This window comes from Caballeronia sp. ATUFL_M2_KS44, assembly GCF_023630965.1.
GTDB classification, from domain to species: domain Bacteria; phylum Pseudomonadota; class Gammaproteobacteria; order Burkholderiales; family Burkholderiaceae; genus Caballeronia; species Caballeronia concitans.
Window position 1 is genome coordinate 1,108,297 of record NZ_JALQEA010000006.1, and the last position, 17,471, is coordinate 1,125,767.

General features: G+C 65.0%; 18 protein-coding genes. 8 read left to right on the forward strand and 10 right to left on the reverse strand.

The genetic code is table 11. The annotated features are described in order from the left end of the window. The first annotated feature begins 51 nt into the window (after nucleotides 1–51). Complete coding sequence (locus NCR39_RS05205; RefSeq protein WP_250451112.1) at nucleotides 52–990, forward strand: LysR family transcriptional regulator; 939 nt, start codon at nucleotides 52–54, stop codon at nucleotides 988–990. Nucleotides 991–1,123: 133 nt separating this feature from the next. Then, the gene (locus tag NCR39_RS05210; protein WP_159459399.1) at nucleotides 1,124–1,291 is read left to right on the forward strand and encodes a hypothetical protein; all 168 of its coding nucleotides are present in this window, start codon (nucleotides 1,124–1,126) and stop codon (nucleotides 1,289–1,291) included. Here NCR39_RS05210 and NCR39_RS05215 read toward each other — a convergent pair. The 5 genes from NCR39_RS05215 to wrbA all read right to left on the reverse strand — a co-directional run bounded on the left by NCR39_RS05215 (nucleotide 1,279) and on the right by wrbA (nucleotide 5,467). Then, the gene (locus tag NCR39_RS05215; protein ID WP_250451113.1) at nucleotides 1,279–2,004 is read right to left on the reverse strand and encodes an SOS response-associated peptidase; all 726 of its coding nucleotides are present in this window, start codon (nucleotides 2,002–2,004) and stop codon (nucleotides 1,279–1,281) included. The two genes, NCR39_RS05210 and NCR39_RS05215, sit on opposite strands and share 13 nt — an antisense overlap. A 57-nt stretch (nucleotides 2,005–2,061) precedes the next feature. Continuing rightward, nucleotides 2,062–2,865 carry a metallophosphoesterase gene (locus NCR39_RS05220; RefSeq protein ID WP_250451114.1) on the reverse strand — a complete coding sequence of 268 codons (804 nt, stop codon included), beginning with the start codon at nucleotides 2,863–2,865 and terminating at the stop codon, nucleotides 2,062–2,064. After that, complete coding sequence (locus NCR39_RS05225) at nucleotides 2,862–4,319, reverse strand: FAD-binding oxidoreductase (protein WP_250451115.1); 1,458 nt, start codon at nucleotides 4,317–4,319, stop codon at nucleotides 2,862–2,864. The genes NCR39_RS05220 and NCR39_RS05225 overlap by 4 nt, the downstream gene beginning before the upstream one ends. A gap of 127 nt (nucleotides 4,320–4,446) precedes the next feature. Beyond that, nucleotides 4,447–4,845, reverse strand: coding sequence for a DUF2069 domain-containing protein (locus NCR39_RS05230; protein ID WP_250451116.1), 399 nt, complete (start codon nucleotides 4,843–4,845; stop codon nucleotides 4,447–4,449). Nucleotides 4,846–4,852: 7 nt separating this feature from the next. Then, nucleotides 4,853–5,467, reverse strand: coding sequence for an NAD(P)H:quinone oxidoreductase (wrbA, locus tag NCR39_RS05235; RefSeq protein ID WP_250451117.1), 615 nt, complete (start codon nucleotides 5,465–5,467; stop codon nucleotides 4,853–4,855). A gap of 133 nt (nucleotides 5,468–5,600) precedes the next feature. Between wrbA and NCR39_RS05240 the strand changes: the two genes are divergently transcribed. Beyond that, nucleotides 5,601–6,908, forward strand: coding sequence for a YihY family inner membrane protein (locus NCR39_RS05240; protein WP_250451118.1), 1,308 nt, complete (start codon nucleotides 5,601–5,603; stop codon nucleotides 6,906–6,908). Between the two features lie 12 nt (nucleotides 6,909–6,920). Here NCR39_RS05240 and NCR39_RS05245 read toward each other — a convergent pair whose 3' ends face one another. The 3 genes from NCR39_RS05245 to NCR39_RS05255 form a co-directional block, all read right to left on the reverse strand. Next, nucleotides 6,921–7,241 (reverse strand): Mpo1-like protein, encoded by a 321-nt coding sequence (locus tag NCR39_RS05245; RefSeq protein WP_250451119.1) that lies wholly within the window; start codon nucleotides 7,239–7,241, stop codon nucleotides 6,921–6,923. A gap of 89 nt (nucleotides 7,242–7,330) precedes the next feature. Then, nucleotides 7,331–8,161, reverse strand: a complete 831-nt coding sequence (locus tag NCR39_RS05250; protein WP_250451120.1) for an alpha/beta fold hydrolase — start codon at nucleotides 8,159–8,161, stop codon at nucleotides 7,331–7,333. Beyond that, nucleotides 8,158–9,489 carry an O-acetylhomoserine aminocarboxypropyltransferase gene (locus NCR39_RS05255; protein ID WP_250451121.1) on the reverse strand — a complete coding sequence of 444 codons (1,332 nt, stop codon included), beginning with the start codon at nucleotides 9,487–9,489 and terminating at the stop codon, nucleotides 8,158–8,160. The genes NCR39_RS05250 and NCR39_RS05255 overlap by 4 nt, the downstream gene beginning before the upstream one ends. A 227-nt stretch (nucleotides 9,490–9,716) precedes the next feature. On the opposite strand from NCR39_RS05255, the gene NCR39_RS05260 reads away from it, so the two are divergent. The 3 genes from NCR39_RS05260 (at nucleotide 9,717) to aroC (ending at nucleotide 13,493) form a co-directional block, all read left to right on the forward strand. Beyond that, on the forward strand, nucleotides 9,717–10,169 hold the full coding sequence (locus NCR39_RS05260; RefSeq protein WP_040049333.1) for a CBS domain-containing protein: 453 nt from the start codon (nucleotides 9,717–9,719) through the stop codon (nucleotides 10,167–10,169). Between the two features lie 206 nt (nucleotides 10,170–10,375). Further along, nucleotides 10,376–12,328 (forward strand): MFS transporter, encoded by a 1,953-nt coding sequence (locus NCR39_RS05265; protein ID WP_250451123.1) that lies wholly within the window; start codon nucleotides 10,376–10,378, stop codon nucleotides 12,326–12,328. A gap of 58 nt (nucleotides 12,329–12,386) precedes the next feature. Beyond that, the gene (gene aroC / locus NCR39_RS05270) at nucleotides 12,387–13,493 is read left to right on the forward strand and encodes a chorismate synthase (protein WP_250451125.1); all 1,107 of its coding nucleotides are present in this window, start codon (nucleotides 12,387–12,389) and stop codon (nucleotides 13,491–13,493) included. A gap of 67 nt (nucleotides 13,494–13,560) precedes the next feature. Here the strand turns inward: aroC and NCR39_RS05275 are convergent, their stop codons facing one another. Beyond that, entirely contained in the window at nucleotides 13,561–15,234 is a 1,674-nt protein-coding gene (locus NCR39_RS05275; RefSeq protein ID WP_250451127.1) for an electron transfer flavoprotein-ubiquinone oxidoreductase, read from the reverse strand. A gap of 213 nt (nucleotides 15,235–15,447) precedes the next feature. Between NCR39_RS05275 and NCR39_RS05280 the strand changes: the two genes are divergently transcribed. Further along, nucleotides 15,448–16,221 (forward strand): SDR family oxidoreductase, encoded by a 774-nt coding sequence (locus tag NCR39_RS05280; RefSeq protein ID WP_035967020.1) that lies wholly within the window; start codon nucleotides 15,448–15,450, stop codon nucleotides 16,219–16,221. An 81-nt stretch (nucleotides 16,222–16,302) separates the two neighbouring features. Beyond that, nucleotides 16,303–16,761, forward strand: a complete 459-nt coding sequence (locus NCR39_RS05285) for an acyl-CoA thioesterase (RefSeq protein ID WP_250451129.1) — start codon at nucleotides 16,303–16,305, stop codon at nucleotides 16,759–16,761. 18 nt (nucleotides 16,762–16,779) lie between these two features. Here the strand turns inward: NCR39_RS05285 and NCR39_RS05290 are convergent, their stop codons facing one another. Next, a complete protein-coding gene (locus tag NCR39_RS05290; RefSeq protein WP_250451130.1) occupies nucleotides 16,780–17,325 on the reverse strand; it encodes a LuxR C-terminal-related transcriptional regulator in 546 nt (181 codons plus the stop codon). Nucleotides 17,326–17,471 lie beyond the last annotated feature (146 nt).

The window sequence follows — 17,471 nt, forward strand, 5'->3', positions numbered from 1 at the left end:
GCATGCAACAATGCGTTCGGATTCCGAGAGAAAAGCGAGTCGAAAGACGCTATGGATACGCTTCAAAACATGCGCGTCTTCGTGCGCGTGGTCGAGGCCGGCAGCTTCACCGGCGCGGCTCAACATCTGAATACGACGACGGCTTACGCATCGCGGGCCGTGTCGGACCTGGAAGCGCATTTGCGCACGCGGCTGCTTAATCGCACGACGCGCCGAATCGCGCTGACCGAAGCGGGCGAGCGCTATCTGCAACGCTGCGAGCAGATTCTGGCTTACGTCGATCAGGCCGAAGCCGAAGCCAGCGACGCCCACGCGCGCCCGGCCGGCAAGCTCAAGGTGCATTCGATGACGAGCTTCGGCCAGCATTACATCGTGCCGATGATCTGCCGTTATCAGCAGCGGCATCCGTCGGTGCAGGTCGATTTGACGCTGGCGCAGCGCGTGCCGGATCTGCTCGACGAAGGCTACGACGTGTCGCTCGTGCTCGCGTCCGATCTCGCCGATTCCGGGCTCGTGTCGGCGCGGCTCGGATCGGTTTTCAGCATCGCGTGCGCGTCGCCGGCGTATATCGAAGAGCACGGCGCGCCGCACGTGCTGTCCGATCTCGTGCGCCATACGTGCCTGCATCTGATGACGCCGGTGTTCCCGCCCGACCGCTGGGTCTTCGACGGCCCGAACGGTCAGGAGACGGTGAGCCTCGGCCCGTCGACGTTCACGGTGAACGTGGCCGAAGCGATGGTCGTCGCGATCCGCGAGGGCATGGGCATCGGCGTGCTGCCGACATCGTCCGCGCTGCCGGGCCTGCGCGCGGGAACGCTGGTGCGCGTGCTGCCGCAATACACGATGCAGGAGTTGAACGTCTACGCGCTGTATCCGTCGCGCCAGTATCTCGATGCGAAAATTCGCACGTGGGTGGAATTTCTGCGCGAGGCGCTGCCGGCGACGCTCGCGGCCGATGCCGAATCGCTGAAAGAATTCGTCGCGAGCTGACGCGCGCTTCCCGCGTTCGCACGCGTTCTTGTTACGAAAATTCAGTGCGGCGCAACACTTGCTTACTCTCATTTCGACCGCAGCTTGTTACCGTTTGCACTCGTCCTAACCGCTCTCCCCGGGAAAACGTCAAATGAGCACGCCACTCTTACTCGCACTCGCCGCGCTTCTCGTCCTCATCGCCGTGCCCGCATCGCGCGATCTCTTCAACGCCATGCGCGCGCAGTCCGAGCGCGAGGCGAAGCAGCGCCTCGTGCCGATTCGTATCGACGACGACCGCCGCGATCGTCATTCGCGCTGATCCTGCGCGATCGACTCCAGCGGCTCGATGAGCCGCGGCTCGTCGTTGACCGTCCGATTCACGTCGCTCGTCACCCGATGCCACACGAAATGCGACGCCGGCACGCCGTCGGTCCTGACGAGCGCGTGAAGGTCGTCGGGCGATGCCGCCGCGTCCAGCCAGCGCTTGGCGGCCGGCGGTGAAAAGACGAGCGGGCGGCGGTCGTGCACGTCGACGAGACCTTCGTCCGCCTTCGATGTCACGATGACAAAGCCCGCGCCCGGAACCGCCGCGTCCTGCTCGCGCACGATGCTCGTGAGCGCGGCGAGAAACATCGGTTCGCCGTCCGCGCGCTGGATGAAGTAGGGCTGCTTAAAGGGCTTGCCGGCGGCGTCGCCGGGACGCGGCTCGACGCGCCACTCGAACCAGCCGTCCGCGGGCACGAGAATACGCGCCTTTTTCCACAAGTCCTTGAAGTACGCACTCGTCGATGCCGTTTCCACGCGCGCGTTGATGGTCAGCGGCAGCTTCTTTCGCATGGCCCACGGCGGACAGTAGCCCCAATGCACGGCGCGGATGGTTTCGTCCGGAAAAATCGCGAGCGGATGTGTGCCGGGCGAAAGGTTATAGCCGGGGCGGCGGTCGGCGGCATCGACGAGCACGAACGGATTCTTGAGATGCAGGCGCTGCGCGTAATGCATCGGCAGTCGGTATTGGCTGATTCGGCCGCACATGAGTTTTCCTCCGCTCGGACTTCAGATCAGACTTTGCATCAGGCGTCGGACTGAACCTCAGATCTCGACGACTTTATCCCACGCGAACTCCGGATTTTCGAGTTGCCCGGTGCGACGGTCGATATACCCGCGCGGATTGCACACCACGCGCGTGCCGTTCACGGTGTAGTCGAACGCGGTGTGCGTATGGCCGTGAATCCACAGCGCGACGGGCGAACGCGCGAGCGTCGGCAGATGATTGATGAAGCCCGCCGACACGATGTCCTCGGCGTAGCGCGGCGCGAGGCTTTCGCGCGTCGGCCCATGATGCGTGACGACGATCGTCTGGCCCGCGAACGGCTTCGCCAGCTCGCTTTCGAGCCACGCGCGCGCCTGAACGTGCAGCGCGATGGAATCGTCGGCCGTGAACGCGCGATGTTCGTCTTCGGGTTCGGGCCACGCAAGCTGGATCAGCCCGCGAAAGTCGAGCATGGCCTTCGTGCAGGCTTCCTTTGCTTTCTCGATTTCGTCCTCGGCCGACCCGAACAGCTCGAAGTCCGTCCAGAGCGTGGTGCCGAGCACGCGCCACGCGCCCCGCCGATCCACCAGCGCCGCGTTGTTCAGATAGTGCACGTTGTCGACGCTGCGCGCGGCGTCGTGCATCGCGGCTTCCATCGCGCCGAATTCGGCGTCGTAATACTCGTGATTGCCGGGCACGTAGACAACAGGCACGTCGTTGCCGAAATTCTCCGCCGCCCAGCGCAGGCCCTCGGCGTGGTTGTGAATATCGCCCGCGAGCACGACGAGATCGGCATCCGCATAGGGAATGGCGAGCGGCTCGTCGCATTCCAGATGCAGGTCGGACAGCACGCGTATCTTCATGCGGCGTTCTCCTTGCCGGCCTGTGCGTTCCAGTGCACGACCTTGCCCGGATTCATCAGGTTGTCGGGATCGAGCGCGGCCTTGATGGTCTGCATGAGGCGCACTTCGACGGGCGACTTGAAGTGCATCGCTTCATCCACTTTCAACTGGCCGAGGCCGTGTTCCGCGCTGATGCTGCCGCGATGCTTATGCACCTGCTCGTAGACGAGCGCGTTGATCGGCGTCTGGAACTCGGTCAGAAACGCCTTCTGATCCACGCCTTCGGGCGCCTGCACGTTGTAGTGCAGATTGCCGTCACCAAGATGGCCGAACGTGACCATGCGTGCGCCGGGCGCGGCTTTGGCGATAATGGCATCGGTTTCGTCGATGAAGCGGCCGATGCTCGAAATCGGCACCGCGATGTCATGCTTGATGTTCAGCCCTTCCTGCGCCTGCGCGAGCGGAATGTGCTCGCGCAAGTCCCAGAACGCCTGCGACTGCGCAAGGTTTTCCGCGACCACCGCATCCTCGACGATGCCTTGCTCCAGCGCTTCTTCCATCATGCGTTCGAAAAGATCGCGGGCGTGATCGTCGCTTTCGCTGTCGGACAATTCGAGCAGCACGGTCTGCGCGTGCGGCTCGCCGAACGGATAGCGCAGTTGCGGAAAATGCCGGCCGACGAGACGCAGCGAGAAATCCGACATCAGCTCGAAGCCGGTCAGAAGCGAGCCGGCGTGGCGCTGGGCCAGCGCGAAAAAGTCGAGCGCGGCGTGCGGCGAGGCAAGCCCCGCGAGCGCCGTGACCTTGGCGACCGGCGCGGGATGCAGCTTCATGACCGCCGCCGTGATGATGCCGAGCGTGCCTTCCGCGCCGATGAAGAGATCGCGCAGATCGTAGCCGGTGTTGTCCTTGCGCAGTCCGCGCAGGCCGTCCCAGATTTCGCCCTGCGGCGTGACGACTTCGAGTCCGAGACACAGTTCGCGCGTGTTGCCATAGCGCAGCACGCCGGTGCCGCCCGCGTTCGTCGACAGATTGCCGCCGATCGTGCAACTGCCTTCTGCGGCGAGGCTCAACGGAAACAGGCGCTGCTCGCTTTCGGCGCGCGCCTGGATTTCGGCGAGCACGACGCCCGCTTCGGCGGTGATGGTGTTGTTGTGCGGATCGATGCCGCGAATGCGGTTCAGCCGCCGCAGGCTCACGACGGCCTGCGCGCCGCTCGCATCGGGCGTCGCGCCGCCGGCCAGGCCGGTGTTGCCGCCTTGCGGGACGATGGCGATGCGGTGCTCGCGCGCCAGCCGCACGACGCCGGCGACTTCCTGCGTGTCGGCGGGCAGCAGGACGGCGCACGCTTCGCCGCGATAGCGCTTGCGCCAGTCGACGGTATACGGCTCGGTGTCGTGAGAATCGGTCAGAACGTGGGATGCACCGAGCAGGCGGATGCAGGCGTCGACGAAAGAAGCGGTGGAAGCGGTCATGGGCAAGGGGCAAATTCCGTTGGAGCGTAGCCGACAGTATCGCGCAGCGAAGCATCGCGCGAGCCTCGTCCGAATGGCATAGGCACGCGCGACGCCCGCCGATTCGTGCTACAAAGCATCACGTTCGCTAGCGGCGCGGCGCACGCGCATGCAGCCTGGCGGCGCGCTTGAACGGCGCGACGTAGGCGAGCGCGCAGACGAAGAACGCAAGCGACAACAGCGTTTCGAGCCAGGCAAGACGCGCGGAAAGACCCGCATCCGTCATGCCGCGCACGATGCCTTCGGCGAAGTAAAGGAGCACGAGCATCGACGCCCATTGCAGCGTATAGACGTTGCGCTTCGCGACGCCCGGCAGCGCGCACGCGAGCGGCAACGCCTTCAGTGCGAGCGCCCATGCGCCGGGACGCAGCGGCGCAAGCCATAGCTCCCACGCGAGCGACAGCGCGACGAGCGCCGCGAGGCTCGCGATTGCGCCGGCAGCACAGGCGCCGCGCGTGGGCGTGTCGGCGGCGGGGCGGGCGTTCATGACGCGTTCAGGCGGCTTGCGCGCCGCGCACGAGGTCGCGCGCGGTGCGGGCAAGCCGTGCGCCGAGCGCGATGGCGAGCGCTTTTTCGTCGGCGGTGATGCCGTGCGGTGCGTCGTCGCCGGTGCGCGCGTGATGCGACGCGCCATAGGGCGTGCCGCCGCTTTGCGTCGTCGTGAGGCGCGATTCGGTGTACGGGATGCCGACGATCATCATGCCGTGATGCAGGAGCGGGAGCATCATCGAGAGAAGGGTGCTTTCCTGGCCGCCGTGCAGGCTGCCGGTCGACGTGAACACGCTCGCGGGCTTGCCGGCGAGCGCGCCGGAGAGCCATTGCGGCGTGGTGCCGTCGAGGAAATATTTGAGCGACGCAGCCATGTTGCCGAAGCGCGTGGGCGAGCCGAGCGCTACGCCCGCGCATTCTTCGAGATCGCGCAATTCGGCGAAGGGCGGGCCGTCGGCGGGAATGTCGGGCTGGGTCGCTTCACAGACGGCGGAGACCGGCGGCACGGTCCGCACGCGCGCTTGCATGCCGGACACGCTGTCGACGCCCTGAGCGATCGCGAGCGCCAGTTCACGCGTCGCGCCGTGGCGGCTGTAGTAAAGCACGAGGATGTCGTTCATAAAGCCTTTTCAGTGAACGGCTATTATAGGTATTGGGTCGGATTTCGTGGCGCGGCGGCCATCCGGGCTCGGGGCGTCGGATCACGGACGCCGAGCGCCAAAGCGCCAACTCCGGCCGACAGGAGAACACGTTTTGCAGCAACCTTCCATCGATCTTGCGGCAGTCAAGCGCCTCGCCGGCTTCGTCGCGCGGCGCATCGGCGAGGATCGCGTCGCGCAAGTCGCCGGCAGTCTCACGTTCACGAGCGTGCTGTCGCTCGTGCCGCTTGCAACCGTCGCCTTCGCGCTCTTCACGGCGTTTCCGATCTTCGCCTCGTTCCAGGCCTCGTTGCAGGACTTTCTCGCGGATCACCTCATGCCCGCGACGATCAACAGCCAGATTTTCAAGTACCTGAACGAGTTCGCGTCGAAAGCGAAGGGGCTCACGACCGTCGGCATGATCATCCTGCTCGTGACCTCCGTCATGACGATGATGACCGTCGAATCCGCGTTCAACGTCATCTGGCGCGTGAAGAAGGCGCGTCCGTTCGCGCAGCGCGTGCTCGTCTACTGGTCGATCATCACGCTCGGGCCGATTCTCTTCGGCTGCAGCCTCTCGATCTCGTCGTATGTCTTCGCGCATTCCGTCGCGTTCGCGGGTTCGCACAACCTGATGCCGCCCGTCGTCGAATGGCTGCTGACGGGCGTTTCGCTGCCGCTCACCGTGTTCGGCTTCACGATCACCTATGTCTACATGCCGAACTGCAAGGTCGAGTGGCGCGATGCCGTCATCGGAGGGCTGATCGCGGCGGTCGCATTCGAAATCGGCAAGCGGTGTTTCGGCTTTTACGTGCGCAGCATCCCGACCTATACCGCCGTGTACGGCGCGTTCGCCGCGCTGCCGGTGTTTCTGCTGTGGGTCTATCTGTGCTGGATGATCGCGCTCGTCGGCGCCATGGTGACGTCCGCGCTGCCCGCCATCCGCATCGGGCAATATCATCGGCGCGAGTTTCCCGGCAGCGATCTGCTCGATGCGCTCGAGATTCTCGCGCGGCTCGTCGAGGCGCGCGACGAAGGCAAGCCCGGCTACACGGCGCTGGAACTGTCGAAGATGGTCCGGTGCGATGTCGACACGTCCACGCGCCTCATCGCTCGGCTCGATTCGCTCGGCTGGATCGGGCGGCTGGAAGACGCGCACATGCCGCGCTATGTGCTGATCGCCAATCCGAATCAGATCACGCTGACGATGCTCTTTCAGCAGTTCGTCGTCGATCGCGCGGAGCTGGGTTATCAGCTGGGGCTCGATGCGACGCAGATCGAGCGCGACGCGCTGCTCAACGCGCTCGAGCACGAGAAGCTCGGGATCACGCTCAACGCGCTGATTGCGACGAAAACGTTGTCGCAGGCGAATGCGCGGCTGCGCGACGCGCATGCCTCGCCGATGCCGCAGCAGCCGGCCTGACCGCGCAGCGCTTCAAAGCGAGATTTTCCCGACGCAGATGTCCTTGAACATGACCCAGTCGCCCATCAGGCTATAGAGCGGGTGGCGAAACGTGGCGGGGCGGTTTTTCTCGAAGAAGAAGTGGCCGATCCACGCGAAGCCGTATCCGCAGACGACGGCCGCCGGCAGCCACAGCCAGTCGCCGGTCGCGAGGGCCATCGCGAGGCAGCCGATCACCCCGAGCGAGCCGATGAAATGCAGGCGGCGTGAAACCGCGTTGCGGTGCTCGTCGAGGTAGTACGGGTAGAACTCGGCGAAATTCGCGAAATGTTCTCCGTGTGCGGTGTGCGCCATGACGGCCTCCGGTGCGACATGATCTGCATGACGCGATATCGTCAGCAAGATTCATTCTGCGGCTGCGCGGGCACGCGTGCAAGCGGCCGTCAGCTCGGCTTCGCGCAGGCGAGCGCGAAGGAAAACAGCGCGTCGAGAACCGCGTCGGGCTGCTCGGTCATGAGCGCGTGGCCGCCGTCCAGTTCCATCGTTTGCACCGGCGCGCCGGCCTTGCGCAACGCATCGACGAGCGCGCGAGAGGCGCGCGGCGGCGTCATCACATCGCGCTTGCCGCTTAGCACGCACACCGGGCAGCGCACGGACGCGGCGCGATCGAGCGCATCGGTGTAAGCGTTGCACGCGCTGAAATCCGTGTGGAAGAGCTGCGCCTGCCCCAATGCGCCGACGCGTTCCATCAGCCGCTGATTCATGCCCTGCAGCCAGAAGCCCGGCGCGGGGCTCGAAGGCTTCGCGGCGATGGTCGAATGCGACCACTGATTCACCATGGCGATGGCTTGCGGCTCGTGTTCGCGGGCGGCGTCGAGCAGGGCGTCCGAGACGGTCATCGGCGCGGCGGTCGCGACGAGCGCAAGGCCCGCGACGCGCTCGGGATGGCGCGCGGCGACATCGAGCGCGACGAGCGAGCCCATGCTGTGGCCGACGGGAATCGCTTTCGGCGCGCCGGCTGCATCGAGCAAGCCGATGATCCAGTCCGCGAGCGCGCCGATATCGCGCCGCGCGGGGCCGTCGCTGCGGCCGTGGCCCGGCAGATCGACCGCCAGCACGCCGAAGCCGTGATGCGCGAAGTACCGCGTCTGCAGCGCCCACACGCTGTGGTCGTGCTGCGCGCCGTGGATGAAGACGATCGCGGGCCGCGCCGCGTCGAAAGGCTTGCCGCCGGTGTAGGCGTAGGCGCGATGGCCGTCGATATCGAGCATCATGCGCGGCTCCCGAGCGGTGCGGCGTTCGCGTCGCCGCTCTCGGCGGCTTTCTGCGCCGCTTTCAGACCGCGTTTCAGGTCGTCGATCAGATCGTCCGGATCTTCCAGCCCGATCGACAGCCGGATCCGCCCCGGCCCGATGCCGGCTGCGGCCAGCGCCGCGGCGTCCATGCGGAAATGCGTCGTCGAGGCGGGATGGATGACGAGCGAGCGCGCATCGCCCACGTTCGCGAGATGCGAAAACAGCGTCAGCGATTCGATGAACCGCCGCGCGGCCGGCACGCCGCCGCGCAAATCGAAGCTGAACACCGCGCCCGCGCCGCGCGGCAAGAGACGCGCGGCCAGCGCGTGATCGCGATGCGTCGGCAATTCGGGATAAGCCACGCCCTCGACTGCCGGCGAGCCGAGCAGAAAGTCGATCACTTTTCGCGTATTCGCGACATGCCGATCCATGCGCAACGGCAAGGTTTCGATGCCCTGAAGCAACTGCCACGCGGCTTGCGGATGCAGGCACGCGCCGAAATCGCGCAAACCCTCGCGGCGGGCGCGCAACAGGAACGGCGCGACCGTGCTTTCCTCGGCGAAAACCATGCCGTGAAAGCCGTCGTAAGGCTCGGTGAATTCGGGAAACCGGCCGCTCGCGGCGAAATCGAACGTGCCGCCGTCCACCAGCACGCCGCCGATGGTCGTGCCGTGACCGCCCAGGAACTTCGTCGCCGAGTGATAGACGAGGTCCGCGCCGTGCTCGAACGGGCGCAGGAGGTACGGCGTCGTGAAGGTCGAATCGACGAGCAGCGGCGCCGCATGCGCGTGCGCGATTTCGGCGACGCCCGCGATATCCAGCACGTCGAGGCCGGGATTGCCGAGCGTCTCGCCGAAAAAGAGCCGCGTGTTCGGCCGCGCCGCCGCGCGCCAGGCGTCGAGATCGTGCGGCGGCACGAACGTCGTCTCGATGCCGAAGCGCCGCAGCGTGTAATGCAGCAGATTGTGCGAGCCGCCATACAGCGCGCTCGACGCGACGACATGCGAGCCCGCGCCCATCAATGTCGCGATGGCCAGATGCAGCGCCGCCTGGCCGCTCGCCGTGCCGATCGCGCCGACGCCGCCTTCCAGCGCCGCGACGCGCTCCTCGAACACGGCCACGGTCGGATTCGAGATGCGCGAATAGACGTGCCCCGAGCGCTCCATGTTGAAGAGCGCGGCGGCGTGGTCCGTGTCGCGGAAGGTGAACGAGGTGGTCTGATAAATCGGCGTGGCGCGCGCGCCGGTGGCGGGATCGGGCGCGGCGCCCGCATGCAGCGCGAGCGTATCGAAACGGTTGGCTGGCATCGTCGGCGGCCGGGGCGCGGGGCCGCCGGCGGAATGTGGGCCGATCATCGTAGCATTGGGACTTGCGCGCGCGAATTAGGGCGAACTCGCGCGCTGGTCGGAACGCCTTGTCCGAACGGCTAACGCGGGCTGCCGTAGCTTTCCTTTTGCGGGCCTTTCCGATAGCATCGACCCATGATTTCACAAACGCTTTGGCATCTGCACAGGCATTTCGCGAGGAGATAGTGATGCGAGTCAGCGACATTCTGAAGGTGAAGGGCAACGCGCTGTTCACCGTTACGCCCGATACGCCGCTCTCCGACGCGATCAACGTCATGGCCGCGCACGACATCGGCTCGCTCGTCGTCATGGAATATGGCGATCTCGTCGGCATGCTGACCTTCCGCGAGATCATCCTGACGTTGCGCGACAACGGCGGCGGCGTCGGCACCACGACCATCCGTAAGGTCATGGACGATCACCCGCTCACGTGCACACCGGAAACGGACGTCAACGAAGTGCGCCGCATGATGCTGGAGCACCATGTTCGCTATCTGCCGGTCATGGAAAATCGCGCGCTGATGGGCGTGATCTCGTTCTATGACGTGGCGCGCGCGGTCGTCGAGGAGCAGGGCTTCGAGAATCGCATGTTGAAAGCGTATATCCGCGACTGGCCGGAAGAGCAGCAGGACGCTCGCTGACGTCAGAGGCGTCGCCCGGTGCGATGCCTCGCCAAGCGCTGCAGAGCGCGCCCGAGCGGCGCGCTTTTTTTCGTCCGCAGTCAAGGCACATAAAGACACAAGTTGCGGCGCGTCTCCTTTCCGCCATCTGTTTTCATTACCATCCGGATTCGTTCGCACGCACGCTCGCGCTCGCGGTCAACCCCGGACCAACCACGTCGACAGTCATGAGTGACAATCCGCTGCACGCCCCCCAAGATCAGGCGGCGCGCGCTTCCCGCCCGGAGCATCCGGAAGGCGAAGGCCAGTTCGGCCTCCTGCGCGAGCGCCGTTTCGCGCCGTTCTTCTGGACGCAATTCCTGGGCGCGATGAACGACAACGTCTTCAAGGTCGGCTTCACGTCGCTCGTGACGTTTCAGGCCGCGCGGTTTTCGGGCGTCGATCCGAAGACGGCCGCGTTTCTCATCTCCGCCATCTTCATCGTGCCGTTCGTGCTGTTTTCGGCAACGTCCGGCCAGATTGCCGACAAGTACGACAAAGCCGTGCTCGCGCGGCTGGTGAAGACGTTCGAGATCGTCGTGATGTTCATCGGCGGCGCGGGTTTCCTGCTGCACAACGCGACGCTGCTCTATCTCTGCACGTTCCTGATGGGCGTCCATTCCACCGTGTTCGGGCCGGTCAAGTACGCGTATCTGCCGCAGCATCTGGCGGCGACGGAACTCGTCGGCGGCAACGGGCTCGTGGAAATGGGAACGTTCGTCGCGATTCTGATCGGCACGATCATCGGCGGGGCGGCGGCGGGCGCGTCGGAGCACGGCGCGCTGCTGCTCGCGGCGGCGTGTCTCGTGCTCGCGGTCGTCGGGCGCGCGGTGTCGTCGTTCGTGCCGAAGTCGGCGGCGTCGCAGCCGGATTTGCGCATCAACTGGAATCCGGTCTCCGAAACGTGGCGCAATCTCAGGCTCGCGAAGTCGGATCGCACGGTTTTCTTAAGCCTGCTCGGCATTTCGTGGCTGTGGTTCGTCGGCGCGACGTTTCTCACGTCGTTCTTCAACTTCGCGAAAGACGTGCTGTCCGCGAATCCGGACGTCGTGACCATTCTGCTCGCGACGTTTTCGCTCGGCATCGGCACCGGATCGCTGCTATGCGAGCGGCTGTCCAAGCGCCGCGTCGAAATCGGGCTCGTGCCGCTCGGGTCCATCGGCATCAGCGTGTTCGCGATCGATCTGTTCTTCGCGAGCCATCGCATCGCGCCGGCGTCGCATCTGCTGGGCGTGAGCGAGTTCTTGCTCGCGATGCCGCACTGGCGCATCCTCGCCGACCTGTTCCTGCTCGCGATGTTCGGCGGCTTCTACAGCGTGCCGCTCTACGCGCTGATCCAGGCGCGCAGTCAGCCGACGCACCGGGCGCGCATCATCGCGGCGAACAACATCCTTAATTCGGCGTTCATGATCGCGTCCGCGCTGCTGGCGCTCGCGCTCACGTCGATGGGCGTCGGCATTCCGGGTCTTTTTCTCGTCACGGCGCTGCTCAATGTGGTCGTTGCCGTGTACATCTATTCGCTCGTGCCGGAATTCCTGCTGCGCTTCATGGCGTGGATTCTCGTGCATACGTTCTATCGCATCCGGCTCGTCGATGCCGCGCGCATTCCTTCGCACGGCGCGGCGGTGCTCGTGTGCAATCACGTCAGTTTCGTCGATGCGGTCGTCATCATGGCCGAAAGCCCGCGTCCGATTCGTTTCGTGATGGATCACCGGATTTTCCGCACGCCGTTCATCGGCTGGCTGTTCCGCCATGTGAAGGCGATACCGATCGCGCCCGCGCACGAAGACGCGCAGATGCTCGAACGCGCGTATCGGTCGTGTCAGCGCGCGCTGGAGGAGGGCGAACTCGTCTGCATCTTCCCGGAAGGCAAGCTCACGCGCACCGGCGACATCAATCCGTTCCGGCACGGCGTTTCCGAAATCCTGCGACGCCATCCCGCGCCCGTCGTGCCGATGGCGCTGCGCGGACTCTGGGGCAGCGTATTTTCGCGTCACGGAGACGCGCGATGGCCGCGCCCGGTCAAGCGCGGCGTGATGACGCGCCTGACACTCGCGGTCGGCGAACCGATTCCGCCCGCCGACGCGACGCCGGAGCATCTGCAGGAACTCGTGTCCGCGCTGCGCGGCGCAAGGCGGTAAAAGCGGCGCGGCTGGCATAATAACGGTCTCCCCGACACTTTTTTTCAGGTCGACGCTCATGTCCGGCAATACCCTTGGCACGCTCTTTACCGTCACGAATTTTGGCGAATCGCACGGACCGGCGATCGGCTGCGTGATCGACGGCTGCCCGCCGGGCATGGCGCTCACCGAAGCCGATATTCAGGTCGAACTGGACCGGCGCCGTCCGGGCACGTCGCGCCACGTGACGCAGCGGCAGGAAGCGGATCAGGTCGAGATTCTCTCGGGCGTGTTCGAAGGCGTGACGACCGGCACGCCCATCGCGCTCCTGATCCGCAATACCGATCAGCGCAGCAAGGACTACGGCAATATCGCCGAGACGTTCCGCCCCGGTCATGCGGACTACACGTACTGGCAGAAGTACGGCGTGCGCGATTATCGCGGCGGCGGGCGGTCCTCCGCGCGTCTGACCGCGCCGACCGTCGCGGCGGGCGCGGTCGCGAAGAAGTGGCTGCGCGAGAAATTTGGCATCGAAACGCGCGGCTACATGAGCGCGCTGGGCGAGATTCCCATTTCGTTCGTCGACTGGCAGCACGTGCGCGAGAATCCTTTCTTCGCGCCGAACGCCGACGTCGTGCCGCAACTCGAAACGTACATGGACGGCCTGCGCCGCGACGGCGATTCCGTCGGCGCGCGCATCGAAGTGGTGGCGAGCGGCGTGCCGGTGGGCCTCGGCGAACCCCTTTACGATCGACTCGACGCCGACATCGCCCACGCGATGATGGGCATCAACGCGGTGAAGGGCGTCGAAATCGGCGCGGGCTTCGCGAGCGTCGCGCAACGCGGCTCGCAGCATGGCGACGAGATGACGCCCGAAGGCTTCGCCACCAACAACGCGGGCGGCATTCTCGGCGGGATTTCGAGCGGGCAGGACATCACCGTGTCCATCGCGATCAAGCCGACGTCGAGCATCCGCACGCCGCGTCAGTCCATCGACAAGGCGGGCGAGAGCGCAACCGTCGAAACCTTCGGCCGCCACGATCCGTGCGTCGGCATTCGCGCGACGCCTATCGCCGAAGCGCTGCTCGCGCTTGTGCTAATGGATCACGCGTTGCGGCATCGCGCGCAATGCGGCGATGTCGTCGTCGGTACGCCGAAAATCGCGGCGCACGCGCCGGGCAAGTAATCGCGTCGACAAAAACGAAGGGCGCCGGTCTGATAAAACCGGCGCCCTTCGTCGTTTACCGCGCGCGTTACATGTTCGGGTAGTTCGGCCCGCCGCCGCCTTCCGGCGTCACCCACACGATGTTTTGCGTCGGGTCCTTGATGTCGCACGTCTTGCAGTGGACGCAGTTCTGCGCGTTGATCTGCAGGCGCTCGCCGCCGTCGTCCGCTTTCACGAACTCGTAGACCGCGGCGGGGCAGTAGCGCGCTTCCGGCCCGGCGTAGGTGCGCAAATTGACGTTGACCGGCACGCTCGGATCTATCAGCGTCAGATGCGCCGGCTGATTCTCCTCGTGATTCGTGTTCGAGATGAACACGGACGAGAGACGGTCGAACGTGAGCTTGCCGTCCGGCTTCGGATAGACAATCGGCTTGCACTGCGACGCGGGCCGCAGCATCTCATGATCGCGATGCTGATGATGCAGCGTCCACGGCACGTTGCCGCCCATCACCTTCTGCTCCAGGCCGACCATGAACGTGCCGAGATACAGGCCCTTGCTCATCCACTGCTTGAAATTGCGCGCGCGATAAAGCTCGGTCTTGAGCCAGGAACTGTCGAAGGCTTCCGGAAAAGCCGTCAGTTCGTCGCCCTGGCGGCCGGCCTGGACCGCTTCGAACGCGGCTTCGGCGGCCATCTTGCCGGACTTGATCGCGCCGTGACTGCCCTTGATGCGCGACGCGTTCAGGAAACCCGCGTCGTCGCCCGCGAGCGCGCCGCCCGGGAACACCAGTTTCGGCAGCGACATCAGTCCGCCCGCCGTGATCGCGCGCGCGCCGTAGGAAATGCGCTTGCCGCCTTCGAGGAATGCGCGGATCGACGGATGCGTCTTGTAGCGCTGGAATTCCTCGAACGGCGACAGATACGGATTCGAATACCCGAGTCCGACGACGAAGCCGACCACCACCTGGTTGTTGTCCATGTGATAGAGGAACGAGCCGCCGTAGGTGTCGGGTTCGAGCGGCCAGCCGGCCGTGTGGATCACGAGTCCCGGCTTGTGCTTGACCGGATCGATTTCCCACAATTCCTTGATGCCGATGCCGTACACCTGCGGATCGGCGTTCTGATTCAGCTTGTACTTCTCCATCAGCTGACGGCCGAGATGGCCGCGCGCGCCTTCGCAGAAGAGGGTGTACTTCGCGTGCAGCTCCATGCCGAGCTGGAAGTTTTCGGTCGGCTCGCCGTCCTTGCCGACGCCCATGTTCCCGGTGATGACGCCTTTCACCGCGCCATCGTCGCCGTACAGCACTTCGGCGGCCGGAAAGCCGGGGAAAATCTCGACGCCGAGCGCTTCCGCCTGTTGTCCCAGCCAGCGCGTGACGTTGCCGAGGCTGATGACGTAGTTGCCGTGATTCTTGAAATTGTCGGGAAGGAGCCAGTTCGGCACCTGCTTCGCGCCGGTCGGCGAGAGAAAGAGGAAGCGGTCTTCGGTCACTTCGACGTCGAGCGGCGCGCCTTTTTCCTTCCAGTCGGGAATCAGTTCGGAGAGACCGCGCGGGTCCATGACGGCGCCGGACAGAATGTGAGCGCCGATCTCCGAGCCTTTCTCCAGCACGCAGACGCCGATTTCCACGCCGCGTTCCTCGGCCAGCTGCTTCAGGCGAATCGCCGCCGACAAGCCGGCTGGCCCGCCGCCGACGATCACGACGTCGTATTCCATCGATTCGCGGGGACCGTATTGCTCGATAAGGCTCGCCGGGGTCATCAATGCTCCTCTCTACCGTTAGAATGGCCTTTTAAGATCGCGTATTGTCAGCGAACGTCCGGCGGGCTGCAACCAAAGCCCAATAAATTGGAGCGATCGTACTATTTCCCGTGATGCCGTGTGATGGGCAGATGCGCCATGTGCGGAACCGGCGTGCATCGCCATGACGACGCATTCGCCAAGGCAGAACCAACCGTACAACAAGGAAGCACAATGGGCCGTTCGATCAACCTGGAAGGCAAGGTCGCGCTGATTACCGGCGCGTCCAGTGGACTTGGAAAGCGTTTCGCGCAGGTGCTCTCGCAGGCGGGGGCGAAGGTGGTGCTCGCCAGCCGCCGCACCGAGCGGTTGAAGGAGCTGCGCGCGGAAATCGAGGCGTCGGGCGGCGCGGCGCATGTCGTCGCGCTCGACGTGACGGACTACCAGAGCGTGAAGTCGGCGGTTGCGCACGCCGAGACGGAAGCCGGTACCATCGACATTCTCGTCAATAATTCGGGCGTTTCGACCACGCAGAAGCTGACCGACGCCACGCCCGCCGACTTCGAATTCGTCTTCGGCACGAACGTGCGCGGCGCGTTTTTCGTCGCGCAGGAAGTGGCCAAGCGCATGATCATGCGCGGCAACGGCGCGGCCAAGCCGGCTTACCGGATCATCAACGTGGCATCGGTGGCGGGGTTGCGCGCGTTTCCGCAGATCGGTCTCTATTCGATGAGCAAGGCCGCCGTCGTTCAGATGACGAAGGCGATGGCGCTCGAATGGGGCCGCCACGGCATCAACGTCAACGCGATCTGCCCGGGTTATATCGATACCGAAATCAACCATCATCACTGGAAGACCGAGCAGGGCCAGCGGCTCGTTTCGATGCTGCCGCGACGGCGCGTCGGTTCGCCCGAGGACTTGGACGGACTCTTGCTGCTGCTCGCGGCGGACGAATCGCAGTTCATGAACGGGTCGGTGATTTCGGCGGACGACGGATTCTCGCTTTGATCGCCGGGGCGCGCGTGCCGGGCGGCATGTGAACCGGCCTGCACGCGACGCCTTCATTCGACACAGGAAACAAGCAAGGTAATGAGCAACACGAACACCCACGCCGGCGACGAAACCGGCTTTCATCCCGTATTCGAAATGTCCATGCCCATTCGCTGGGGCGACATGGACGCCTTCGGCCACGTCAACAACACGGTCTATTTCCGCTACATGGAGCAGGTGCGGATTTCGTGGTTCGAGCGGCTCGGCATCGCGGGCGGCAACGGCGAGGGGCAAGGGCCGGTGATCGTCAATGCGTCGATGGAATTTCTGAAGCAACTGCACTATCCCGGCGACGTGATCGCGCGCATGTCGGTCGGCAAGCCGGGGCGCAGCAGCTTCGACACGCGCTTCGAACTGTATCGCGCGGACGCGCCCGGCGTGCTCTACGCGAGAGGCGCGGCGAAGATCGTGTGGATCGATTACGCGGCGGGCAAATCCGTGCCGATTCCGGATTTGCTGCGTCACACGATCGAGACGGTGGCGCCCGTCGTCCAGTAAACGTGCGCGGCAGCGTGCTCAGTTTCCAAGCAGCCGCTGCAGCAGTTCCGTCGCGTTGCCCGTGTCGTATTTGCGCATGAGGCGCGCGCGGTAGATATCGACGGTGCGCGGGCTGATCTCGAGCACGCGGCCGATCTGCTTGCTGGTCTTGCCCGTCACGAGTTGCGCGGCGATTTCCCGCTCGCGCGGCGTCAATTCGATGGCGACGCGCCGCGTCGCGCTCAAATCCTCGAACGTCCACACGCCCGCTGCATGCGGCGCGGCCCGGTCCAGCGCGCGGCCGGTCACGTGGCACCAGAACAGCTCGCCGTTCGAACGCTTCATGATGCGGTCGTCGCTATACGTGCCGCGATTCGTGATGTGCGCGGCAATGCGCTCGCCGATCCGCGCGAATTCGTCGGGCGTCGGGTACAGCACTTCGAACGATTTGCCGATGAGCGTCTCGCGCTCGAAGCCGAAGATCGCGCAGAGCTGCTCGTTGCAATCTTCGACGATGCGCTCGCGCGAAAGCACGAGCCCGACGGGCGCAAGGTGAAACGCGGTTTGGTAATCCAGTGCACGCATGGGTTATGGGGCGCACGGCGGCTTCAGGAACCAACCGGCGCGGGCAATGACTTATGTATTTTTGCGTATTGTGCCGGATCGACCGCGCAGCGTACTCTTTTCGCCATTCGAAGCGCCGCCGGAGCACATTCGCACGGCGGCAAAAA

Bases quoted from the DNA above. Each gene is read 5' to 3' on its own strand.
- wrbA (WP_250451117.1), bottom strand. From the start codon at position 5,467: ATGAACGACATCCTCGTGCTTTACTACAGCCGCCACGGCGCGACGCGT.
- NCR39_RS05275 (WP_250451127.1), bottom strand. From the start codon at position 15,234: ATGACCCCGGCGAGCCTTATCGAGCAATACGGTCCCCGCGAATCGATG.
- NCR39_RS05225 (WP_250451115.1), bottom strand. From the start codon at position 4,319: ATGACCGCTTCCACCGCTTCTTTCGTCGACGCCTGCATCCGCCTGCTC.
- NCR39_RS05205 (WP_250451112.1), top strand. From the start codon at position 52: ATGGATACGCTTCAAAACATGCGCGTCTTCGTGCGCGTGGTCGAGGCC.
- NCR39_RS05260 (WP_040049333.1), top strand. From the start codon at position 9,717: ATGCGAGTCAGCGACATTCTGAAGGTGAAGGGCAACGCGCTGTTCACC.
- NCR39_RS05220 (WP_250451114.1), bottom strand. From the start codon at position 2,865: ATGAAGATACGCGTGCTGTCCGACCTGCATCTGGAATGCGACGAGCCG.
- NCR39_RS05250 (WP_250451120.1), bottom strand. From the start codon at position 8,161: ATGATGCTCGATATCGACGGCCATCGCGCCTACGCCTACACCGGCGGC.
- NCR39_RS05230 (WP_250451116.1), bottom strand. From the start codon at position 4,845: ATGAACGCCCGCCCCGCCGCCGACACGCCCACGCGCGGCGCCTGTGCT.
- NCR39_RS05245 (WP_250451119.1), bottom strand. From the start codon at position 7,241: ATGGCGCACACCGCACACGGAGAACATTTCGCGAATTTCGCCGAGTTC.
- NCR39_RS05285 (WP_250451129.1), top strand. From the start codon at position 16,303: ATGAGCAACACGAACACCCACGCCGGCGACGAAACCGGCTTTCATCCC.
- NCR39_RS05280 (WP_035967020.1), top strand. From the start codon at position 15,448: ATGGGCCGTTCGATCAACCTGGAAGGCAAGGTCGCGCTGATTACCGGC.
- NCR39_RS05290 (WP_250451130.1), bottom strand. From the start codon at position 17,325: ATGCGTGCACTGGATTACCAAACCGCGTTTCACCTTGCGCCCGTCGGG.
- aroC (WP_250451125.1), top strand. From the start codon at position 12,387: ATGTCCGGCAATACCCTTGGCACGCTCTTTACCGTCACGAATTTTGGC.
- NCR39_RS05215 (WP_250451113.1), bottom strand. From the start codon at position 2,004: ATGTGCGGCCGAATCAGCCAATACCGACTGCCGATGCATTACGCGCAG.
- NCR39_RS05210 (WP_159459399.1), top strand. From the start codon at position 1,124: ATGAGCACGCCACTCTTACTCGCACTCGCCGCGCTTCTCGTCCTCATC.
- NCR39_RS05255 (WP_250451121.1), bottom strand. From the start codon at position 9,489: ATGCCAGCCAACCGTTTCGATACGCTCGCGCTGCATGCGGGCGCCGCG.
- NCR39_RS05265 (WP_250451123.1), top strand. From the start codon at position 10,376: ATGAGTGACAATCCGCTGCACGCCCCCCAAGATCAGGCGGCGCGCGCT.